The sequence below is a fragment of the Gottfriedia sp. NPDC058432 genome, assembly GCF_042721555.1.
Taxonomy (GTDB): domain Bacteria; phylum Bacillota; class Bacilli; order Bacillales; family Bacillaceae_G; genus Gottfriedia.
Map to the genome: position 1 here is coordinate 111202 of NZ_JBHXLC010000009.1, position 23476 is coordinate 134677.

The following is a 23476-nucleotide window of genomic DNA, read 5'->3' on the forward strand; positions in this document are numbered from 1 at the left end:
CGCCTGCTTACGCGGTGCTCATTACTGTCTAGGTTAACTTCGCTCCTCGAAAGACGAAAGCTTGCAATCAGTCTGATCAATGGAGTTTGGAATTTGTATTCAAAATGAAAGGGCTGATCATGTATTAATTTGATCAGTCCTTTTTTTATTCTAAAACTTCAGAATTATATGTTATATTTGTATGAGACGAAGTAAGATGATACTGGTTTAAGTGAATTGTAAAAGTGTTATTAAAAATTAAGTACTTCTATGAGCTTCGAAGGGAGATTAAGTATGGAAATTCGAAAATTAACAATTGAAGATTTACCTGAGTTTATTCGTTTGAGAAGTGAAGGGTTAACATTATCACCAGAAGCATTCGGAGAAAGCTTAACTGAATATAAGGAAAAATCAATTGAACAGCACACAAATAATTTTCCTAAGACTTTCGATAATTTTATTATTGGTGCATTCGACAAAGATGTACTTGTTGGGGTTGCTGGCTTCTACCAAAAAAGATCTGATAAAATGAAACATAAGGGAACAATTTGGGGAATGTATGTTACACCTGATTATCGTGGTAAGGGTGTAGGGAAAAAAGTTTTAAGTGAAGCGATTCAGAATGCTATGGAGATTGAAGAAATTTTACAAATTGAATTGGCAGTCATTTCATCAAATGAATCTGCAAAAAGACTTTATGAATCTGTAGGATTTGAAAGCTTTGGGACAGAAAAAAGAGCATTATTTGTTAATGGTGAATTTTACGATGAGGATCATATGGCTAAGATTATTAAATAAGAAGAAAGAGATGATCAAATGGGTGATTTGATCATCTTTTTTTGTTCTATTTAAACTTAATTGTTGATTTTCTAATTAAGTTAAATTGCAGGATAGTTTCTAAGGTGTATTAATGATAAATTAAAGAACCACATACTATATACGTAGGTTTTGATATAGGTAATTAAGTAGGCTGGTGACTTCAAAAATAATAATAATATTCCAAAAGGATATACTATCTTGGTAACGAATTTGCTTTCTGGAGGAATGCACATGAAAAACCAAACTATCAACTTACTTCAAATGTCATTTATCTTAATTGGTAGTACTGGACTTATTAATCATGTCATTATCATTCCTATGGTTTTGGACGTTTCGGGTCGTGATTCTTGGATTACCATTTTGCTCTCAAGCGGTTCTTTACTATTCTTGATACCGATTCTCTACTTTATCCAAAAACGTATGAATGGAGAACAGTTGTTTCAATGGCTTAAGGGGAATTTCGGGAGATTTATTTCTTATCCATTAATAGCTATGATCCTCCTATACTTATTTTCCTCGGGTGTCGTCCTTTTAAAGGAAACGTTAACCTTTTTATCGTTTTATTTACCGATGACACCTAGAGTATTATTAGGCGCTACTTTTTCTATTATCTGTTTTTATAATGCAAAGCACGGAATTCAATCCATAGGGTTAACGGCGGGAATCCTTCTCCCAATAGTTATTTTTTTAGGTTTTTTTGTCATGACTGCGAATTTTCCGCATAAAGACTACACATTTTTAAAACCATTTATCGAACACGGTACTACTCCTGTTATAAAAGGCATGATCTATCCAATATCAGGATTTATAGAGGTTGCTTTTATCCTATTTTTTCATCATCACTTAAATGAAAAAATAAAGGTTACTACTTTGATTTGGATTGGAATCACTTTTGTAATCCTTACTCTTGGACCAACGATCGGGGCCATTACAGAGTTTGGTCCATTCGTGGCTGCTAAACAACGATACCCAGCCTTTGAAGAATGGAGGCTGGTATCAATTGGTCGTTATATTGAACATGTCGACTTTTTATCAGTTTATCAATGGTTCGTTGGAGCTTTCATCCGCTTGTCTCTTCTAACATTTTTAGCCTCAGATATTCTTCAGGTTAAGAATAAGAAGGTAAATAGTGGAGTGAAACTTTTTTTCCTTGGGTGGGTGACTCTGATTTCCATTTTGTCCATTAATGACACGTCTTTTTATTTGTTTTTATCCCGACAATTTTTACCGGGTACTTTTGTATTCATACTCTTGATTCTTATACTTTTAGCCATCCTCTCCATGTTTGTGAATAAAGAGAATGGAGGAGGTAACACCAATGAAGCGTAATAATCAACCTGATCAAGATAACATGAAGGTCAAGTGGAATGAAGAAATTTTAAGGGGCTGGTTTGAAGGAGAGCAAGATGTCCTCTTCCAAAAACATCAAATCGATAGTGGCAAACGTTATTTTTCTATTTTATCTATATATTGTCAAAATCTCATTGACATAAAAGAATTGAGAAAAACAATAATGCCTCATCTTCATGAAGTGTTGGAAAATGGATTTTCCGGTGATGGAAAGGATTTGGAGTCAAAACTTGATTTCCCTATCACTTTCGTTAAATCAGACTTTTCACAGGAAGACCTCGCCCAAAAAATTTATGAAGGAGAAGTTCTCTTTTTCCTCACTGCGTCTAGGCTGGTTTTTTCCATGAAACTAGCGATGATACCAGCAAGATCTGTAGAATCACCTAGTACGGAAGTGACACTAAGAGGTGGAAGGGACGGTTTTGTAGAAGAAATTCAAACCAATATTGGATTAATACGAAAAAGATTGAAAACAAGCTCCCTTACTTATGAAGAATTTGTTATTGGAACTAGAAGTAAAACCAGGGTTGCAGTTCTTTTTTTGAAAGATGTTATTTCACAGGATGTTTTAGAACAAGTACGATCCAAATTAAATAATATTAAAGTCGATGGGATTGTTTCATCTGATCAAATTGAAGAACTTATTACAGACCGGCCTTTCAGTCTCTTCCCGTTATTAGAATATACGGGACGACCTGATTATGCTGTAAATTGCCTACTTTATGGACGTTTTGTTTTATTAGTGGAAGGCTCTCCAACTGCATCTATTGGACCAGTTACTCTTGTGTTTTTCGTTAATAATGCAGAGGACCAGCATTCGTCAGCCCCTTTTGCAAGCTTAGGAAGAGTACTAAGGATCTTCAGCTTAATTATAGCTGTTTTTCTACCAGGATTTTGGATTGCTTTAGTCGCTTATCATCCGGATCAAATACCCTACACATTGTTGGCAACACTAGCTTTGTCAAGAGAGGGAGTTCCATTCCCTACTACATTAGAGGGATTTTTAATGATTTTTTTATTTGAGTTACTGAGAGAGGCAGGTCTTAGAATCCCTACTACTGTTGGTCAGACGTTATCCGTAGTAGGTGGGTTAATTATTGGGCAAGCTGCCATCAGCGCAGGATTGGCTTCTCCTGGTATTGTCGTAATGATGGCTATTTCTGTGGTTTCGACATTTACTTTGATTAACCAGTCGCTTTCGGGAACATTAAGTATTCTCCGATATTTTGTCTATCTACTATCAAGCTTACTTGGAATAACAGGGCTTATATTTTCTGTTTTTATTATTTGTATTCATCTTGTGAATTTACGCTCTTTCGGGGTTCCATTTATGGCTCCCTACTCTCCATTTGTACCAACTAGTTTAATCCCTGCAACAATCCGAATTCGTTTTAGAAATATGATCAGGAGACCGAAAGAGATTCATACGAACGATAGCACGAAACAAAAGGATGAGGAAAAAGGATGAGGAAAAAATTTTTTCAAAAAAAACTTCTTATATTATTTCCATCTATTTTTCTGTTAACAGGCTGTTGGGACACAAGAGAAGTTGAGCATGTATGGTACATAAATGCCTTAGGAGTTGACTTTAAAAATAATCAATACGTGCTCTATCCTCAATTTATCAATTTTTCTACTTTTGCAAAACAAGAAACCACTATGCGGACACCACAGCCAATTTTTATTGGAAAAGGAACAGGGGAGATTTTAGACCATTCAGCGTTCGATTTTTATAAATCGACTCAACAAAGGGTCTCTTGGGAACACATTAATACAGTCGTATTCTCTGAGAATATATTAAAACATGGAGATATTCGACAAATTGATGAATTCTTTGCTCGTTTCTTTCAGTTTAGGAATACAATGTGGGTATTTGGAACAAAGGAACCAATTGAGGATGTTTTGGCAACTGGAACCATCTTAAATCTTTCACCCCTTTATACGGTGAGGGATATCCCAAATGAAATGACAAAAAACTATTCTCTTTTTAGTCCCTTGATATTTTACAAATTTCGTGCTTATTTTTATGAGCCTGCGATGACCACACAAATACCATTCTTATCGATCACAAAAAAATGGAAATCAGACAAAAATGATTTTCCTTTATTAAAATATAGCGGATCGGCTTTTGTAGCTTCAAAGCACTACAAAGGGTATTTGTCTGAGAAAGACTTATCAGGTTTAAAATGGACGGGCAAGACCTTCACCAGAGCACCGATCCTATTAAAAAAAGATGGGGAGCCCGTTACAGAAATCGTATTGAAAAAACCAAAAATCAAAACAGTAGCCTACATAAAAAATCACGAACCGCATTTTCGAATGCAGATTCGCGTAGAAGGAGATATTTTTCAGGTAGTAAAATATTTGCCTATGAAAACCGTAAAACAAATAGCTGAAAATACATTTAAAAAGGAAGTTGAAGAAACATACAAAAATGGGATTAATAAAGGAATTGATGTTTATCAGCTTTCACAAACACTTTATCGAAATAATTTAAAAGACTGGAAAAAATTTGAAAAAAACGGAGTTATCCCGCTTTCGTCGTCATCCTTAGATGTTGAGGTAAAGGTGCAAATTTTGACAAGCGGCCAATGGAAGTCCACCAATTTACAGAAGCCATACTCACGAGAAGAATAATTGGGCTAATTAATTTGATGTTACATTTATCCATTTTGAAAATCGAATAATAAATTTAAACTAACATGAATCATAGATTCATGGTTGACTAACGCAGCTTTAGATGAACAGGAAGATCGACATAAAAGTCGATTTTTTTGTTGAGCTAAATGGCAGTTAAGGGTGATACTTTGGTAGCAGCTTCTCCTCCATGGGCATTACTACTCGACTAGTTGCATAAGAAGCCGAGCATTTTTGTGGCTTATAAATTTCCAATCACAAACACTTTACGAAGTATCCTTTACCCTTTAATTATTTAACAACTCTATCTATTCTAATTTTTCTTACAATAATTACCATTTTGGTTTAAAATTATGTTAATTAGATTTTAAACTTGAAAGGATGATGAAATTGAAAAAGCTTATTTTTGCAATCATTACACTAGGATTTCTGTTTGGACTTACATGGATTGTTTCAGATTTTATGCATGGTAAAATGATTGACTATGCGTTTTTTGTTGGATTGGTAGTAACGATCATTATCCGATTTTTCACGAGTAGCGGCGGATATGCATCCAATAGTCTTAATTTAAGTACTCAAACACAGACGGGTATTAAAGTAACGGGTGAGAATGCAAGTCCTTTTACAGTATCTCAAAAATCATTTTCATTACTGGTGTCTTTTACTTTTACAATCGTTTCTTTACTCTTTACACTAGCTTATTACTGGAAAGAATTTTGAAATAAAGGAGTGAGATTAAGTTCAAATGAGCATACGCTTTTATCTAAGGAAAAAATTCTACCAATTACTATTTACAATCATTTTGATTGGAATCATTGTAGCATTTTCAGCTAGCTTACATACGTCAAAAGATGAACTATTCCATTCGGTTCTAGAACAAATTAAAATCTTTGGTCATAACTTTCTTCATTTAAACGAAATGACGATACAAGTGGGTATATCCTCAACAGAAGCACCATTATGGGGCTATCTAAAACAACCGTATGTCTATTCGTTTATCATTCTATCAACTTCTTTTATCTGTATATTTACGCTAGGAATCTTGTTTTCGTATGGAACTTATCTGTTATCACCACAGATGCGAAAAGTCGTCAAAGAATGCTTATTTCTCTTACAAAGTATTCCAGATGTAATGTTTATTTTCGCAGTTCAATTATTCATCATTTGGTTGTATAAAAAAACGAATATCCTAATAGTCGATCCCGTTGCTGGTTTTGAGAACATTTATGTATTACCGATACTTGTCGTGTCCGTTTTACCTGGAATTATGTTATTTCAAATGACGTTTTTAGCTATTGAGGAAGAAAGTAAAAAGACATATGTCGAATTTGCAAAAGCAAAAGGGTTATCCAATGGGTGGATTCTCTTGAGGCATATTCTACGAAATGTAGTTGTAACGCTATTTTCCAATTCACACTTTTTATTTTGGATACTCATTTCAAATTTATTAGTTGTTGAATTATTATTTAATATCCATGGTTACTTTAAATTACTATATACTGTATCAAATACGCCTGATGTATTTTTCGTCTGCTTAATCGTTTTATTTCTGCCATTCTTCTTTATTGAAGCGGTTTTTAATCTTGTCGCAATAAAAGTAACTGGAAAGGAGCAATCTCAATGAATAAGAGTTGGAAAAGGCTACCATTCCTTTTTTCATTACTTTTTCTAGTCGGTTTGGTTATTTTCAGCTTTCTTTATACACTTGTATTGAAAGATCACATAAAAGATCCACCAGTCCTTTTGTATGATGGAAATGGGAATATTACAAAGGCTCGACCATTTCCTCCTAGTTTTGATTTTCCATTTGGTGTCGATCGTTTTGGTCATAATCTATTTTGGTCAGTAGTAGACGGTGCTAAATATACAATATTAATTGGGTTGAGTGTAAGTTTACTACGTGTTGGTTTAAGTGTTTGTTTTGGAATTATTTATGGTATCTATTTGCAAAAAATGCGACAATTTTTCACAACATTTGAACGTGCATTCCGATTTATACCAGCTATTCTACTGGTCTTGTTGTTCTTTGATGTAAATTTATTTGGTAATTCGACAAAAGGTTTTTCCTATATTGCTTCAATCGTCATTTGGTTGACAATTGTTGCATTGCCATCACTCGTCCATGTAGTAGGAAATGAAGTCATTCACTTTAACAGGGAAGATTTCATTACAGCGTCTAGAGCCATAGGTGCGACCAAATTTCGAATTATTCGAAAACATGTAATGCCATTTCTACGTACTAGAGCATTACTCATGATTGTTCAGCAAATGATAAGTGTATTGCTATTACTTGTTCATTTGGGAATAGTCCGAGTATTTGTAGGTGGTAGGCATATAATTCAGATCGACTCTGTTAGGACAGTTATTTTTCCTGCCACAAACGAATGGTCTGCGTTAATTGGTGTTTCCTACCAAGAGTTAATGCTCGATCAATGGATTGTCTTTGGACCGAGCATCGCATTTATTCTGACATTGTTGGCTTGTAATGTGATGAAAAGGATGTTGGAGGGTACTGAAGAAAAGGTTGTGGTCCCAATAGTTGGCAAAACACACAAAAAAGAAATTAAACAGCTAAAGAAATCGAACTTTACTTTTGCTGAAGCCGTGGTAATTAATAAGGACATTAAAGAGTTTCAGTAAAAAATAAAAGGAACTTCGACCGAAGTTCCTTTTCAATTTGTGAATTATTCCTTTATGCTGAAAATTAGTAATTGTTCTCTGAAGATTACTAACTTTGATTGGCGAATTTGTTGGTTTGTTGAATAGTGTTCGCAAAAGACTGGTACTGACAAATACTTCTTTTACATTCGAAGTTGTTGAGTCTAATCCCACAATGTCGCTACACCTTTAAAGCAAAATTTCGACCTAAGGAACACGAACTTCATATCTTCAACTGGTTGTTTGATATGATCAGGAACAAACAAGTATTCTATGGAGTACGATGTAGTATTCGATATTAGGGAGGAATACTCATTGAGTAATACGAATGTACATGCATTACTTAGATGGAAGAAAGAATTAAACGCGGAAATCAAAAGACTAGATAAAGAATTATTCGATTTAACAAAAGAAATAGATAAAGTTCGGACAAGATATTCAGTAGCCGAGAAAGCGTTTATACAATACCGTAACGAAACAATCTCACAAGATTTTGTTACACCATTAAGTGAACAACTTAATGAATTAAATAATAAATACGATGTTTTATTAGTAGTGAATAAACAAAAAAAAACAGCTATTACTTCAATTTTAGAAACTGTGGATTCAATTATAAACGGATATTAGACAAACTAAAGGGGTTTTCAATTTTGAGGAGATCCCTAGCTGGTAGGCAAGTCAAAACTAAGGTTTTGACAATATTAAGAGCATGTGGGTTTGGGTTCTTATTCAACTAAACACTGCTTAAAAAATTGGGTAAGAGTTCCTAAAGGTTGTCTAATTAGACAACTTTTTTTAGTTCAAAAATCAAAATTAACAGAGCTTTTATTTAAAAAAACAAACAAATAACCCAAAAAGAACCAAAGTAGATAACAGATTAGTTTGGATTGTAATTGTTGGATATTGTTCACATTTATATACATACTAACTGTGTTATGATGATTACGATAAGCCCAGTAATAGTAGTAGGAGAACTAGTTTGAAATCTAAACAAAAAATAATTCCATCATTATCATCAAATTCAGTCTATCTTGGATTATTGTTAGCTTTAGTAGGTGGATTTTTAGATGGGTATACGTTTATAAGTAGAGATGGTGTATTTGCCAATGCGCAAACGGGAAATCTTGTTCTATTGGCAATAAATCTATCATTTGGAAATTGGAAAAACTCTGTGGATTATATTCTACCTATTATAGCCTTTATTCTAGGTGTATTAGTTGCTGAATCCGTTAAACATCCACGTTTAAAGGAACTTTTATATAGCTACAGACGATCGATTCTTATATTAGAATGTATCGTATTAATAATTGTAGGTGTATTACCTAGTAGTGTACCTAATTTGGTTGTAACAGTTTGCATTTCCTTTGTCTCATCATTACAAATTTCAACGTTCACTCATTTAGATAAATGGACATACAATTCAACTATGACAACAGGTAATATTAGAATTGCTTCACAGGCAGCATATACAGCTTTTGTAAATCGTGACAAAGAAGCAAAAACAAAATTTAAAGAGTTTTTAGTTATTATTCTTTCCTTTTCATTTGGGGCATTGTTTGGAAGTCTTTCTACAAAGTATATTGGGAACCAAGCTGTTTGGATTGCTGCAGGTGTATTATTAATCGCATTGATCCTATACCATAAAGACAAAGGTTATTTTAGAAGGAAACTACATTAATTTAGATTAAAAAATGAGCCCTCTTTTGGGGCTCATTTTAGTTTATTTAAAAAATTGAATCAAACAAACAAAAATAAGTGCAAATATAATAGAAGGTAACATATTTCCGATTTTTATTTTTACTAAACCTAATGAATTCAAACCAAGAGCAATTAATAAAATTCCCCCTGTACCTGAGATTTCAGCAATGATTGAATCTAATAAATGTTGTGTAACTAGATTCGGTACAAATGATGCAAAAATGGCAATGAATCCTTGATAGATTAAGACTGGGACAGCAGAGAATAATACGCCAATTCCAAGAGTTGAAGTTAATATAATGGATAAAAAACCGTCCATCATTGATTTAGTATATAAAATTTCATGATTATGACGAAGACCGCTATCTAGAGCTCCAAGAATGGCCATCGCACCAACACAGAATAATAAAGTCGAAGTAACAAATCCTTTGGAAATAGAACCTTCGTTTTTAGAATGAAATTTACTTTCGATAAATAGACCTAGTTTATCTAATTTAGCTTCGATATCTAACCATTCTCCTACAACTGCACCTAATGATAAGCTGAAAACGACGATCAGGATTTGATTTGTTTTCATAGCTAAAGTAAATCCTATGACAATAATTACGAGAGAAATTGACTGAGTTACTAGGTTTTTCATTCGTTCTGGAATTCTTTTAATAAACAAACCTAGTAAAGAGCCAAAAATAATAGCTGCTGCATTAACAATTGAACCGAGTAGTACCATGATTATCCCCTTTAACTTGCATATAATTAATCTATTTTTAAGACTATTTTTCCGATATTTAAATTGTTCTCCATTCGAGAATGAGCTTTATTCACTTCATGCCAACTATATATTGAATCGATAATTGGTTTTATTTTCTTATTCATAAAAAGCGGTAATACATATTTTTTGAATTGATTCGTTAAGTAGATTTTTTGCTCAAGTGTTTGTGATCGCAAAGTACTCCCTATAATTGAAATTCTCTTTGTCAAAAGTGGTAATAAGTTCAGGTCGTCCACTTTAACTCCACCCATTGTACCGATCAAAATGAGCCTACCATTATTATTTAATGATTGTAAGTTTTGATGGAAATAGGATGCACCAATAAAATCTAAAATGACGTCAACACCTACATGATTAGTAACTTCTTCGACTACAGTTTTAAAATCTTCATCTTTATAGTTAATCACATGATTTGCACCTAAATCAGTACAAGCTGCAAGCTTCATTTCATTTCCAGCAGTAACGATTGAACTCGTACCAAATTCTCTTGCAAGCTGAATTGCAGCGGTCCCAACGCCACTAGCTCCGGCATGAATTAAAACAGTTTCATTTTCTTTTAATCTACCTAATTCAAATAAATTTAAGTAAGCTGTCAAAAACACTTCAGGAATAGCCGCAGCCTCTTCGAACGAAAAATGATCTGGAATATAAATTGCCAAATCAGAAGGAATGGAAACATACTGTGCATAACCTCCGCCAGGCAGTAAGCTACAAACACGATCTCCCATTTTCCAATTTGTAACATTAGCCCCAACTTGTTCAACAATCCCGGCCATCTCTAAACCTAAAATTGGAGATGCGCCTTTAGGGACGGGGTACTTACCATGTTTTTGAAGTAAGTCAGCTCGATTAATAGCCGTAGCATGAACTCTAACAAGAAGTTCATTCTCACCTAAAACAGGCATTTGATAATCGTCAATAAATAAATGCTTTGATTCATCAATTTGAACTGCCTTCATTCTAAAAACCTACCTTTAATTAAGTTAATTCTTATCATACTATATAACTAATCGAAAGAATATTTTAAAAACTCGGATTGATGAAATTTGTATTTTTTCTTAACACATTTCCAAACACATTCTTTTTCAAGTAATTTTAAGGAAAAAAATTTAAAAAAACTCCGAACTATAAACTGATTTCAAGTGTATATAGGGTAAGTGGTGAAAGGAGGAGAACTAGTGCCTGAAAGCATTAACAAAGATTGTTTAGAAGAATTGTTTAATAATCACTCGTCACTGGTGTATCGTACTGCTTACTTTTTAACCAAATCAAAAGTAATGGCAGATGATATTACGCAAGAGACGTTCATTCGTATCATAAAAAAATTCCATCTGTTTGATCAAACAAAGCCAATAGAACCTTGGATTTATCGAATGACAGTAAATATCACCCGCAATATGATACGCAAACAAAAAATTAAGAAACTATTCGGAATTAATCATGATGTTCTAACTGAAAATGACGTTGAACAATCGATTTTAAAAAATGAAATGGAAGATCAACTATGGAATGAGATCAACTTATTACCGCAAAAGAGTAAAGAAGTAATTGTTCTTCATTATTATTTAGAACTCAAATTAGATGAAGTGGCGGAATCTTTAAATATTCCAATCGGTACATGTAAATCAAGGCTTAATTACGCGCTGACAAAATTAAGATATCGTTTATCGAAAAACGAACTGTTTAAAGTAGAACAAAAACTGAAAGGGGGAGAACTAAATGGTGGAAAACAATCCTATTTCTGAGATTAAACACACTCTTCAGAAGAAATTAAATCAACATAATCCTTCCGTCACATATGATCAAATATGGAATAAAGCCAATTTCAATTTGGGGCATAATCGAATTCGAAAACCGGTTGTTTCAGTTGGGATTCTTTTGATTCTGGTATTTACCATTTATTTAAATTCACCTATTCAACACGCACTAAAAGAAGACATAGGTATTACAAGTGAATCTAAAAGTATTTCTGCAGATGCCAGTATTGGACTATTAGTTGTAAACGGGGCTCAATATCGGTTTGAAGGGATTATACATAATACGGAATTTGAACTTAAAGACCAAATTGGTGTAGTCCAAGAAGTTGTTAAAGATCATATGATTCCGAAAGTGAATTTTTCGTCTAATATATTAAAGGTTGGAGATAAAATTTATGTAACGAATGAGGACCAAAAAGTCATTATTGTAAAACAAGAGGACGGTACAATCTTAAAGTTTTTAAAAACTGAAAAATGATTGAAATTGGTGTCATAAATAAAGAAATTAAAATTCCAATTTGAAAATAGGGAGTGTCCAAAATGTCTAAATGGCTAAGTGTAACTGTACTTTTTTTCATTCTTATTCTCACTGGATGTTCAGCAAATAATGGTATGAAAGGTAATAAGCCTCCAAAAACAATGGTTCAAGTAGAGAATCAGACATATGATACTAGGTTAGGTACTTATTGTTGGCAATCGAAAGGACAGGGGGAATGCGTTGATACGGCTGGACCTGTCCTACTATTAGAGGGGAAAAAGCCGATTGAAGTAAAACCTGGCGAAAACGTTAAAATTATAATGAATTTTAATCCTAAACCAAGTGAAATCCACTTAACTCAATTTAATAATAATAAGGAAAGTGAAATAGTAGTTGTGAAGAATCAATTTTCAGCACCTATGAATAAAGGGGTATATTATTACTCATATGCAGTATATTGGATGGATAAAAAAGATAAGCATTTATCACATGGTGATGCTTTTTATGCTTTTGCTTTAGAGGTAAAATAGAAGGTTTTTCGTTAAAATAAGAAAGGGTATGTTTTGAAAAATATTGACCAAAACATACCCTTAATAGATTACTAATTTATTCTTCTGTAGGATTCTTTGGTCCATCAAGTTCTAATTGATAAAATGACAAGTCAAGCCATCTATTAAATTTATAACCTGCCTTTTTAATAGTGCCTGAATAGACAAATCCGAAGTTTTTATGCATGGTAATACTTTTTTCATTGCCTGCATCAATTCCAGCAATTAACGTCATATACTCTCTTTCTTTTGCAATAGAGATTAATTCTTTCATTAATGAAGTGGCAATACCCTTCTTTCTGTATTCACTATTTACATAAACTGAATGCTCAATCGAATATTTATAGGCCGGCCAAGCTCTAAAAGGACCGAATGTAGCAAATCCGACGACTTTTTGATCAAATTCGAAGACTAGAATAGGAAACCCTTCATCCATCTTTTGTTCAAACCAAATTTGTCTGCTTTCAAGCGTTTGTGTTTGATATGTATAAACAGCAGTTGTATTAAGAATGGCATCGTTATAAATCTCCAAAATGTCCATTAAATCCTTTTGAGAAGCTTCTCTGATCATTTTTTCTTTCCCCCAAATTTAATTTGTTATCACTTTATATTTTAGAACTTTTTAGACAAATCGTAAAATTTAAATTTATATCAATTTGATCATAATTTTAAATCCCAATTTAATTGTTCATAGCGAACTTTATAAACATTGTTCCCTATAGTAATCGATCCTTCCATATTGTGAAATAATGGATAATCATTAATCGATTATTCTCTATTTCATTATTTGACATGATTGTTCAAGAAGGAATCTACTCTATTTTCGTTGAATTAATTACAAATTGATTTTTCAGACCAATCTGGTAACTAGAGGGAAGAACAAATTAGTTTGTCAGATAGTTAGAATGTAAGTCTAATTGACTTAGGATTAAATAAAGAAATTAGAACAGAGAAGTATAAAAAGTTATTGAAGAGCTCTCTTCTAAGTGTGATTTATAAAAGGTAAGTTCAAAGGAGCGAGGAAGTTAAAATGAATCAATCCTATTTTTATTTAAAACTAGAAACACATCAATTACATATGTCTTATAAAAATGAAAAACGTCGCGTGCGTGTTTTATTGCCGAAAAATTATGATAAAGATGAGGATAAAAATTATCCAGTTGTCTATATGCATGATGGTCAAAATATTTTCTATAGTAGTGAATCTTATAGCGGGTATTCATGGAAAGTGATTCCGGCTATTAAATTAAACCCCGATTTACCGAAGATGATTGTTGTTGGGATCGATAACGGTGGACAAGACCGAATTAATGAATATACGCCTTGGAAAATTACTGAAAGCCCACTTCCTGAAGATTATGAACTAGGTGGGAAAGGGGTGGAGTTTGCTGAGTTTGTCATGGCAGTCGTGAAGCCGTTTATCGATAAGCAATATCGAACTATACCAGATAAATATCATACAGCGGTGATAGGTAGTTCACTTGGAGGAAATATTTCGGCTTTTATGGGTGTTGAATATAAAAATCAAATTGGTGGTTTAGGTATTTTTTCTTTAGCTAATTGGATTACAAGTAATGCATTTGATAGTTATATTGCTGGCGAAGAGTTGGATCCTGAACAACGAGTGTATATTCAAGTTGGTACCCAGGAAGGCGATGATACCGATCGGCAATTTATGTATGGAAATATGAAGCAAGCATATATCGATTGCTCGCTTAAGTATTATAAACAACTGATAAAAGGCTCTGTTCCAATTGATAGCATTCATTTAAATATTTATGCGGATGAAGTACATGATGAAAAAGCTTGGGCAAAGCACCTACCAGAATGTTTACGTTTCTTAAGTGAGAAGTGGTCTTAAATGAACTGTTTAATGATATTTGACTTAAATTAGATAACTATTACTTTTTATAAAGGAGCAATTTTATGAATTATATTTTGATCTCTCCATATTATCCAGAGAATTTTCAGGCATTTGCTCATCGTTTAAAAGCCGCTGGTATTAATGTATTAGGTATTGGCGAAGAGCCATATGACCAATTAGGTTCAAAATTACAAAACTCATTAACAGAATATTATCGTGTGAATAATTTAGAAGATCTAGATGAAGTGAAGCGTGCTGTTGCATTTTTATTTTATAAACATGGTCCGATTGAGCGTATTGAATCTAATAACGAATACTGGTTAGAACTTGATGCGCAGTTGCGTGAACAATTTAATGTATATGGAAATAAACCGAGTGACTTGAAAAAAGTTAAATACAAATCTGAAATGAAAAAGCTGTTTAAAAAAGCAGGTGTGCCTGTAGTAGATGGAAAAGTCGTTAAAACTAAAAAAGAGTTAACTAAAGCCATTGATGAATTAGGACTGCCAGTTATTGCTAAACCGGATAATGGTGTTGGTTCAGCTGCAACCTTTAAATTATGTTCAGAAGAGGCTGTACGACATTTTGAAGAAGTATGGGATGAAACACAAGTGTACTTCATTGAACCATATGTCGAAGGAGGCGTGCTTTGTACATTTGATGGTTTAGTTGATCAAAAAGGGAATATTGTTTTCAAAACAAGCTTTACGTATAATGTGCCTACTCTGGAACTTGTTAAAGGTCAGTTGGATTTAGCTTATATTATTCAAAAAGAAATTGATCCAAAGCTTGAATACTATGGTAAATCAATTGTAAAAGCTTTTGGAATGAAGGAACGCTTTTTCCATATTGAGTTTTTTAAATTAGAAGATGGGGATTATGTTGCACTTGAATATAATAACCGCCTAGCTGGTGGCTTTACGATCGATATGTACAATTTCGCGTACTCCTTTGATTTATTTGATCAGTATGCTTCTATTGTAAAAGGTGGAGAAATTAAGGAGTCCGATGCCAAAAACCAGTATTGTGTCGGTATAACACAGCGTGATGCGTATGAGTATAACCACGATACGAATGCAATTTATGATCGATTTGGCGATCGTGTGAAGTTTGAAAAGCGTATTCCAGATGCGTTTGCGGAACTCCAAGGAAATCAATTTTATGCCATTAATGCAGATTCACAGGAAGAAGTAGATGAAATCATTAGTTTTGTACATGAACGAAAAAATTGCAGCGTTGTAAACGTATAAGGATAGGAGATTTTTCTATGAATATAGAACATTTAAGCCATTGGAGCGGAGAATTAGGACGCGAAATGCAGTTGAACAGATATGGACACAGTGGCATGCCAATCCTAGTTTTTCCTTCATCTGGGGGGACGCATTTTGAATACAATAATTTTGGAATGATTGATGTGTGTCATGACTTTATTGAATCCGGAAAAGTTCAGTTTTTTACACTGTCTACCATAGATAGCGAAAGTTGGCTACACGACTCAAAATCGTTACATGACCGTGCATTAGCGCATGAGGCATATGATCGTTATGTAATTTCAGAAGCTATTCCATTTATTAAACATAAAACTGGTTGGTTTGATCCAATGATGACAACGGGTTGTAGTATGGGAGCATATCATGCGTTGAACTTTTTCTTGAGACATCCAGATGTCTTCCAAACAACAGTTGCACTTAGCGGCGTGTACGATGTGCGTTTCTTTTTTGGGGATTATGGAAATGATCCTCTTGTATACGAAAATTCACCAAGTGATTACATATGGAATCAAAATGACGGATGGTTCATTGATCGATACCGTTCAGCAGATATTATAATTTGTACCGGGCTAGGTGATTGGGAACAAGACGGGCTGCCTTCATATTTTACATTAAAAGAAGCCTTTGAAGAAAAACAAATTAAAGCATGGTTTGATGAGTGGGGCGAAGATGTTTCGCATGACTGGGTTTGGTGGCGACGCCAAATGCCGTATTATTTAGAAGAATTATTTAAATAAAAAATCATAAAAATATCAATACAGTAGAATGATATGGTATTTTAAATTTTATCTTAAAAGTAACAATACATGTGGCAATAAACACAAAATACTTTTTTAGGGCTACTTACACTAAAGCATGTTAGAGTTGAACATCATAACGAGGTGGTAATGAAAATGAAAATTTTGTTTGATGAAACTTATACTTCAAATGACGGAAAGAGAACAAGTAGGAATATTTGGTATGGAGATGCTGATTTAACTGTTGAAGGAAAATTTGGAAAAAACATGAATCTTAATGAAGATTTTATGGATAATTTATGCGAAATAATAAAAAATGACTTATCTAAAAATGCAGCAAATAAGGCTACTGAAACTAACTGGTATATTTATGGAAGTGGTGTAACTCAGGAGGCAATTGGAGACAACATCCGTCCGACAATTATGGTTCGTGAGAGGTCTGACGAATTTATAACTAATTTTAATATCAGTGACCATGATTTTGCAGTAAATATCGATGCTATTCTGCTGTTTAAGGCGGATTTTGAAAAACGTTTAGCTAGCCATTGAAGAGTTATTTTATTAAAAGAATTTTCATACTATTCGAGGGGGATGATTTCATATTGAAGTCATTCTCCTTTTTCATCTGGTGGGAGTCATTTTTGTGGAGAAAAAAACATTTAATAGGTACAAATATGAATAATTACACTTAAATACAATAAAAAAATCAACAAAATTTTAACTGATTAGATCGGTTGTAATAATTTAATAAACTGAATGAACTAGTGTATGATTAGTAAATTACTATTAAAGATTAACTTTCTATAGTGGTCAATAAGGAACGTTTTGTTTGTTAAAATGATGTTTAAAATTTAAGGTAACTCAATAACGAAAAGTAAACGACTATAGAGAAATCTTTAAATATCAATTTCAAAATTAATAAGGTGAAATAAATGATTGTAAATACACTAAATGACGTAAATAAGTTAATTACAGAATGGCAGTCTGCAATTGAAGCAGAACGAAATTATTTAAAATTTCACGGTGGGAGAAGTTTTACACTTTCTAAGGGTACTCCATTGTACCAAATCGGACAAAGTACGGTGATCTTGTTTACGATTTATGCAGAAATTTTTGTGCCAGAAGGAACGCCGGTTCGAATAAAAATAGAAAATCAAGAGTATCAAGGTGAATTATTATCGTTTAAAGGCTCTCAAGTTGAAATTAAAATTAATGAAAGAATTACTTCGATGATTCCATATGCTGAACTATTTAATGAACCATGGGAGCTACTAGATCAATTAATTGAAAGACTTGAGGAAATAAAAGATTATCGTAGTAAACAAAAAAGAATTATGAAACTAATGAATGCTGATTCTACTGCTAAACATTTAAGTAAAATGAAGAAAGAAAGTTCGACAAAGCAGGAGTTGATTTATCGTTCGTTTTATAATGCAACAACATATATATGGGGACCGCCTGGTACTGGGAAATCTTATAATTTAACAAATATTATTTTAAAACATTACGAAAAAAATAAGTCAGTTTTAGTAATTGCTCATTCTAATGCTGCAGTAGATGTTTTAATGAAAAATGTAATTCATGAATTAGAACAAAAAGATAAATGGAAAAGTGGAGAGATTGTCCGCTATGGTTATACAAAAGATGAAGTGTTATTACAACATGAAGATATCCTTTCCTCAAAGCTTGTTGAGGTAAATGGAACTATTAATCAATATGAATTGGAAAATTTAGATGAACGAAAGCATTCAATGCTAAGGAAAGCTAGAAGAGGTGCAGCTTCAAAAAGAGAATTAGATGATATAAGTAAAATTCAAAATAAGTTAAATAAAATTCGAGGTGAAATTCGTGAAAAAGAAAAAGAATTGATTGATCAAGCAAAAGTGATTGGAACTACATTATCCAAATGTTCAATTGATCCTTTAATCTATTTACGCCAGTTCGATTTAGTTATTGTGGATGAAATTAGTATGGCATATACACCGCAAATCGCCTTTGCTTCTACATTAGGGAAACGAATTGTTGTTTGCGGAGATTTTAAACAATTACCGCCAATTGCATCATGTTTTCATAATGAATATGTGAAAAAGTGGCTACAGGAAGATTTATTTCATCATACTGGTATAGTCCAAAAAATAGAAAAAGGTGAACCATTAATTAATTTAGTTTTATTGAATCAGCAAAGGAGAATGCATCCGGCCATATCTGGATTTACGAATAACGAAATCTATCATTCGTTAGTGTTTGATCATCCATCTGTCAAAAAAAGACAGGAAATCGCTAAACATAGACCATTTCCAATGAAAGCGAATAGTTTAATAAATTCACAATTTCTAAAAACCTATGCTTTAAAAGATTCAAATACGAATTCTAGATATAATTTAGGGTCTGCGATTATTGCAATTCAATGTGTTCTTTCAAGTATAGTAGATGGGATCATGTCCATTGGAATTGTTACGCCATATAGAGCACAGGCAAAGTTACTTACGGCACTTCATAAAGAGATTATCGGCAAAACAAAATATCGAGAATTACCAATACAAATCGCAACAGTTCACCGATTTCAAGGAGCAGAGTGCGACGTAATTATTTTTGATTCAGTAGATACGAAACCACAATATTCACCTGGTTTGCTACTAACAGATCAAAACAGTGAAAGATTAATTAATGTTGCTTTGACTAGAGCTCGAGGTAAATTTATTCATATTGCTGATATTCCATTTATAAAAAGTAAAACAAATTCAAAAAAGACGATCAATAAGTTAATACATTATCAAATGGATAAGGAATACAAGGTGAGTAAAGAGGAGTTTGATAAAGTTTTTTCAAAGAGTATATCAAAGAGGTTAAGACTGTTTTTAAATGATTCAATTGATCTGAAGAATGAATTAGTAAATGATCTAAAAAATGCTAATAAAAAAATAATCGTCTCGATGCCAAATTTATCTGAAATGTCTTTGGAAATTCGAAAAATTATAAATGATGTTGAGGTACCCATTCTCTTTATTAGTGAACTTCACTATGAAAATCAAAAAAATAGAAGTTTTATTAAAAAAGAGCAAGTTCAACCTTTTATTATGATAGATAACGAAATTTTATGGTTTGGAATTCCTTTGTCAAATGTAAGTTTAAACCAATCAAATAACTCGGCAAGATTGAATTGTCCTTTAACTTGTCAAATAGTAAAAGGATTTATCGATTTTTAAAAGTTACATAGAAAGTATTCTATGTAATTTTTTTTATTCTTATTAATTAATTTTCCGCATAAAATAAAAATAAAATGCTACGGGATAGGTGAATAAATGGTCGATCGATCGGTTTTTTCTAAGTTGTCTATGCCATGTGCTTTTTTAGATTGGGATGCTTTTGTTCAAAATGTGGATGATATTGCCACTAAATCAAACGGTAAGAAAATACGAATTGCTACAAAATCAATTCGTAGTGTACAAGTTTTAAAATATATTTTAGAGAGCAATGATTGTTATGAGGGGCTAATGTGTTATAACCCTCATGAAGCAGATTTTCTTGCTGAAAATGGTTTTGATAATTTATTAATTGGTTATCCTACAGTTGATCTCTTAGGATTAAATAAAATTGCATTACAAATAAAAAAGGGTAAAAAAATCATTTGTATGGTGGATCAGATTGAACAGATCAGTTTGATTGAAAAGATCGCAGTAAAAAATGAGATTGTTATTCCACTTTGTATCGACGTAGACATGAGTACTTCATATTTAGGATTTCATTTTGGAGTAAGAAGGTCACCAATTAAAGAAGCTAGGGATTTAGTACCGTTACTAACACATATATTGCAATCCTTGAATGTGCGCTTGGAAGGAATTATGGGATATGAGGCACAAATTGCAGGGGTTGGAGATGAGGCAAAAAATAGGTTTTTGAAAAATAAAATGATCCAGTTTTTAAAGAAGAAATCATTAGGTGAAATTGCGAAAAAAAGAAGAGAAATTGTTAAATACATTGAAAAAGATGGCTACCACCTTGAATTTGTAAATGGTGGAGGTACTGGAAGTCTTCACTCGACATCAAAGGAAAAAGTGGTAACGGAAGTAACAGTAGGATCAGGATTTTACGCTCCAACATTATTTGATGAATACAGAAGTTTTCAATATCAACCGTCAATTGGCTTTGCTTTACCAATCATTCGAAAACCAGCGGATAAGATTTTTACATGCACAAGTGGAGGTTTTATTGCTTCAGGTGCTGTAGGAAAAGAAAAATTACCAACTCCATATTCCCCAGAACATTGTACTTTATTGCCACTAGAAGGTGCTGGTGAAGTTCAAACCCCAGTTTTTTATTCAGGTCATGAAGATTTAAAAATAGGAGAAGCTATTTTATTTAGACCAAGCAAGTCTGGAGAAATTGCTGAGCGTTTTTCTCATTTATATGTAGTCAGTAAAAATAAGATCATCGACCAGTTCACAACATACAGAGGAGATAGGGGGTGCTTCCTATGAAAAGTATGTTATGGAAAAACTGGTCTGGAAGTGTAAAATTTATTCCGAATCAAGTATTTTACCCATCATCGATTGAAGAAGTAGTTAGCCTCGTTAAAAGAGCTAGCTCGGAAAATAAGAAAATAAGAGTAGTAGGTTCAAGTCACTCTTTTACGCCACTAATTTCAACAAACGACTATTTAATTTCACTAAATAATTTAAATGGAGTTATTTCAATTAATAAAGAGGAACAAATTGCCGAAGTTTGGGCTGGAACTAAGCTTGAGCAATTAGGAAATGAATTATACGAATCAGGTTATTCACAAGAGAATTTAGGTGATATAAATGTTCAATCAATTGCAGGAGCATTTTTAACGGGTACACATGGCACAGGTATTGAACATGGAATTTTATCTACACAAATCGAAGAGATGACAGTAGTATTACCATCAGGTGATCTACTAGATTGTTCAAAGACAAAAAATACAGATATTTATAGGGCACTTGGCGTATCGTTAGGTTTGCTAGGCATCGTTGTTAAATTTAAAATTAGAATTAAACCTGCAAATACGTATCGTTATGAAAGTAAAAAAGTAATGATTGATGAAGTTTATAGTAATCTATTAAATTTGAAAAAAGAAAATGAACATTTTGAGTTTTACTTATTTCCCTATTCTGAGAATGTTCAAGTAAAGGTAATGAATGAAACTAGAACAAAGAAACATTCATTTAAATTTGAGAAATGGAAAGTAGCAACGATTGAAAATAAAGCATTCTGGTTATTAAGTGAGTTTAGTAGAAACTTTCCAAAAAGTAGTTCTCAAATTAGTAAAATAAGTGGTAGTAGTGTTCCAAATTCGAGAATGGTCGGACCGAGTCATGAATTATTTTCAACAACTCGAAATGTGAAATTTAACGAAATGGAATATAGTATTCCAGCACAATATATGAATGATGCGACTTTAGAAATACAAGAAGAGATTAAAAATAAACGATTTAACGTCCATTTCCCAATCGAATGTCGATTCGTAAAATCTGACAACTTTTTAATAAGTCCTGCTTCGATGCGAGATTCAGCATATATCGCAATCCATATGTATAAAGGAATGCCTCATCAAGAATATTTTAATAGGATAGAAGAAATTCTTCAAAGCTATAATGGTAGACCACATTGGGGAAAAATGCATTCAATGAATATAGAAAAACTAAATCATTCTTATCCATCATTATCTAACTTTCTTACGATTCGAAGTCAATTAGATAAGAATAATATTTTTGTGAATGCTTATTTAGAGAAATTATTTAAGATTGAATAATAGTTGTTGATTATATGTCTTGCTTTATAATGGATTAATAGTTTTAGTCATTTATATCTTTATTATAAAAGAGTTAATAATAAAAAATACGAACATTAAGTGAAATTAATTAAAAACTTGGTCTAAATAATAGGTACATTACTAAATAGCTTTAAATGACTGAACAGGCTTCAGTCATTTTTTATGAAAATCTAATTGAAAATATTTATCAATTGTATTATGATAAGTAATGAGAAAAGTTATCAATATCAATTACATATATTAATTTAGATTTTTCGGGGGTATTTTCATGAAGAAGCAAACTACAATGATCGCAATTTCTCTTGCTACAAGCTTAATGATGGCAGGTTGTGCACAAAAAAGTGAAGAAGCTAGTAATGTAAAAAAAGATTCAAAAGTAGAACAAACAGTAAATTTAGATAAAGAGATTAATAATTATAGAGATTTTGTTGTTTCTCAAACTGAAGAGTTCGTAGCAAATACACAAAAGTTTGTTAATGCAATTAATGAAGGAAACATGGCAGAAGCAAAACGTTTATATCCAATTAGTCGTTCATATTACGAAAGAATTGAACCAGTAGCAGAATCATTCGGTGATTTAGATCCAAAAATCGATGCACGTGAAGGTGATGTACCTGCTAATGAGTGGACTGGTTTCCACAAAATTGAGCAAGTTCTTTGGGTTCAAAATACAACAAAAGGTCTTGAAAAATATACAGAACAACTTATGAAGGATGCTAACTACTTAAGAGCAAAAGTAGAAACAGCTGAAATTGATCCTGTATTATTTGTAACTGGTCCTGTAGAATTACTAAATGAAGTATCATCTTCGAAGGTTACTGGTGAAGAAGAACGTTATTCTCATACAGATTTAGCTGATTTTGCAGCTAACGTGGAAGGGTCAGATAAAATCGTTCAATTATTATCTGATAAATTAAAAGCAAAAGATGCTGATTTAGCTTCAACAATTGAAACTAGATTCAATGATTTAATGACAACTTTAAATACTTATAAAAAAGGTGATCAATACGTTGATTACAAACAGTTAAAAGAAGATGAAGTAAAAAAATTGGCTCAACAAGTAGATGCATTAGCAGAACCGATTTCTCAAGTTGGGGCAACATTAGGGGTTAAATAA

General features: G+C 32.6%; 23 protein-coding genes. 20 read left to right on the forward strand and 3 right to left on the reverse strand.

Translation table 11 applies throughout. The features are described 5' to 3' along the window. Positions 1–273 precede the first annotated feature (273 nt). From ACFWM3_RS11315 to ACFWM3_RS11355, 9 genes are all read left to right on the forward strand, one after another. Positions 274–777 carry a GNAT family N-acetyltransferase gene (locus ACFWM3_RS11315; RefSeq protein ID WP_056476961.1) on the forward strand — a complete coding sequence of 168 codons (504 nt, stop codon included), beginning with the start codon at positions 274–276 and terminating at the stop codon, positions 775–777. Between the two features lie 252 nt (positions 778–1029). Then, positions 1030–2127, forward strand: a complete 1098-nt coding sequence (gerXB, locus tag ACFWM3_RS11320; protein ID WP_390311389.1) for a spore germination protein GerXB — start codon at positions 1030–1032, stop codon at positions 2125–2127. After that, positions 2117–3616: a spore germination protein GerXA gene (gene gerXA / locus ACFWM3_RS11325; protein WP_390311390.1), complete on the forward strand. Its 1500-nt coding sequence runs from the start codon at positions 2117–2119 to the stop codon at positions 3614–3616. The genes gerXB and gerXA overlap by 11 nt, the downstream gene beginning before the upstream one ends. Beyond that, positions 3613–4785, forward strand: coding sequence for a spore germination protein GerXC (gene gerXC, locus ACFWM3_RS11330; protein WP_390311391.1), 1173 nt, complete (start codon positions 3613–3615; stop codon positions 4783–4785). The genes gerXA and gerXC overlap by 4 nt, the downstream gene beginning before the upstream one ends. A 390-nt stretch (positions 4786–5175) precedes the next feature. After that, positions 5176–5505 (forward strand): hypothetical protein, encoded by a 330-nt coding sequence (locus ACFWM3_RS11335; RefSeq protein ID WP_390311392.1) that lies wholly within the window; start codon positions 5176–5178, stop codon positions 5503–5505. A gap of 25 nt (positions 5506–5530) precedes the next feature. Beyond that, the gene (locus ACFWM3_RS11340) at positions 5531–6409 is read left to right on the forward strand and encodes an ABC transporter permease subunit (protein ID WP_390311393.1); all 879 of its coding nucleotides are present in this window, start codon (positions 5531–5533) and stop codon (positions 6407–6409) included. Next, the gene (locus tag ACFWM3_RS11345; RefSeq protein WP_390311394.1) at positions 6406–7425 is read left to right on the forward strand and encodes an ABC transporter permease subunit; all 1020 of its coding nucleotides are present in this window, start codon (positions 6406–6408) and stop codon (positions 7423–7425) included. Before ACFWM3_RS11340 ends, ACFWM3_RS11345 begins: the two co-directional genes overlap by 4 nt. Before the next feature lie 333 nt (positions 7426–7758). Beyond that, positions 7759–8070 carry a hypothetical protein gene (locus tag ACFWM3_RS11350; protein ID WP_056476975.1) on the forward strand — a complete coding sequence of 104 codons (312 nt, stop codon included), beginning with the start codon at positions 7759–7761 and terminating at the stop codon, positions 8068–8070. Between the two features lie 352 nt (positions 8071–8422). Then, a complete protein-coding gene (locus tag ACFWM3_RS11355; RefSeq protein ID WP_056476976.1) occupies positions 8423–9121 on the forward strand; it encodes a YoaK family protein in 699 nt (232 codons plus the stop codon). A 42-nt stretch (positions 9122–9163) separates the two neighbouring features. On the opposite strand, the gene ACFWM3_RS11360 is transcribed toward ACFWM3_RS11355, so the two are convergent. Together ACFWM3_RS11360 and ACFWM3_RS11365 are read right to left on the reverse strand one after the other, a co-directional pair. Beyond that, positions 9164–9868 carry a DUF554 domain-containing protein gene (locus ACFWM3_RS11360; protein ID WP_390311395.1) on the reverse strand — a complete coding sequence of 235 codons (705 nt, stop codon included), beginning with the start codon at positions 9866–9868 and terminating at the stop codon, positions 9164–9166. 26 nt (positions 9869–9894) lie between these two features. Further along, positions 9895–10869, reverse strand: a complete 975-nt coding sequence (locus ACFWM3_RS11365) for an NAD(P)H-quinone oxidoreductase (RefSeq protein WP_390311396.1) — start codon at positions 10867–10869, stop codon at positions 9895–9897. A gap of 219 nt (positions 10870–11088) precedes the next feature. On the opposite strand from ACFWM3_RS11365, the gene ACFWM3_RS11370 reads away from it, so the two are divergent. The 3 genes from ACFWM3_RS11370 (at position 11089) to ACFWM3_RS11380 (ending at position 12675) form a co-directional block, all read left to right on the forward strand. Continuing rightward, complete coding sequence (locus ACFWM3_RS11370; protein ID WP_056476986.1) at positions 11089–11655, forward strand: RNA polymerase sigma factor; 567 nt, start codon at positions 11089–11091, stop codon at positions 11653–11655. Further along, complete coding sequence (locus ACFWM3_RS11375) at positions 11630–12145, forward strand: hypothetical protein (RefSeq protein WP_390311397.1); 516 nt, start codon at positions 11630–11632, stop codon at positions 12143–12145. The genes ACFWM3_RS11370 and ACFWM3_RS11375 overlap by 26 nt, the downstream gene beginning before the upstream one ends. A gap of 62 nt (positions 12146–12207) precedes the next feature. Next, entirely contained in the window at positions 12208–12675 is a 468-nt protein-coding gene (locus tag ACFWM3_RS11380) for a hypothetical protein (RefSeq protein WP_390311398.1), read from the forward strand. A gap of 76 nt (positions 12676–12751) precedes the next feature. On the opposite strand, the gene ACFWM3_RS11385 is transcribed toward ACFWM3_RS11380, so the two are convergent. Next, positions 12752–13264, reverse strand: a complete 513-nt coding sequence (locus ACFWM3_RS11385) for a GNAT family N-acetyltransferase (RefSeq protein WP_390311399.1) — start codon at positions 13262–13264, stop codon at positions 12752–12754. Positions 13265–13723: 459 nt separating this feature from the next. On the opposite strand from ACFWM3_RS11385, the gene ACFWM3_RS11390 reads away from it, so the two are divergent. The 8 genes from ACFWM3_RS11390 to efeO all read left to right on the forward strand — a co-directional run bounded on the left by ACFWM3_RS11390 (position 13724) and on the right by efeO (position 23476). Next, a complete protein-coding gene (locus ACFWM3_RS11390; protein WP_390311400.1) occupies positions 13724–14554 on the forward strand; it encodes an alpha/beta hydrolase in 831 nt (276 codons plus the stop codon). Between the two features lie 65 nt (positions 14555–14619). Beyond that, positions 14620–15807, forward strand: coding sequence for an ATP-grasp domain-containing protein (locus ACFWM3_RS11395; protein WP_390311401.1), 1188 nt, complete (start codon positions 14620–14622; stop codon positions 15805–15807). A gap of 17 nt (positions 15808–15824) precedes the next feature. Further along, positions 15825–16565, forward strand: a complete 741-nt coding sequence (locus ACFWM3_RS11400; protein WP_390311402.1) for an esterase family protein — start codon at positions 15825–15827, stop codon at positions 16563–16565. 156 nt (positions 16566–16721) lie between these two features. After that, positions 16722–17114 (forward strand): hypothetical protein, encoded by a 393-nt coding sequence (locus ACFWM3_RS11405; protein WP_390311403.1) that lies wholly within the window; start codon positions 16722–16724, stop codon positions 17112–17114. A 383-nt stretch (positions 17115–17497) separates the two neighbouring features. Next, positions 17498–19771 carry an AAA domain-containing protein gene (locus ACFWM3_RS11410; RefSeq protein WP_390311404.1) on the forward strand — a complete coding sequence of 758 codons (2274 nt, stop codon included), beginning with the start codon at positions 17498–17500 and terminating at the stop codon, positions 19769–19771. Positions 19772–19867: 96 nt separating this feature from the next. Continuing rightward, a complete protein-coding gene (locus ACFWM3_RS11415) occupies positions 19868–21043 on the forward strand; it encodes an amino acid deaminase/aldolase (RefSeq protein ID WP_390311405.1) in 1176 nt (391 codons plus the stop codon). Beyond that, positions 21031–22338, forward strand: coding sequence for a D-arabinono-1,4-lactone oxidase (locus ACFWM3_RS11420; protein WP_390311406.1), 1308 nt, complete (start codon positions 21031–21033; stop codon positions 22336–22338). Before ACFWM3_RS11415 ends, ACFWM3_RS11420 begins: the two co-directional genes overlap by 13 nt. Before the next feature lie 289 nt (positions 22339–22627). After that, positions 22628–23476, forward strand: coding sequence for an iron uptake system protein EfeO (efeO, locus tag ACFWM3_RS11425; RefSeq protein WP_056477020.1), 849 nt, complete (start codon positions 22628–22630; stop codon positions 23474–23476).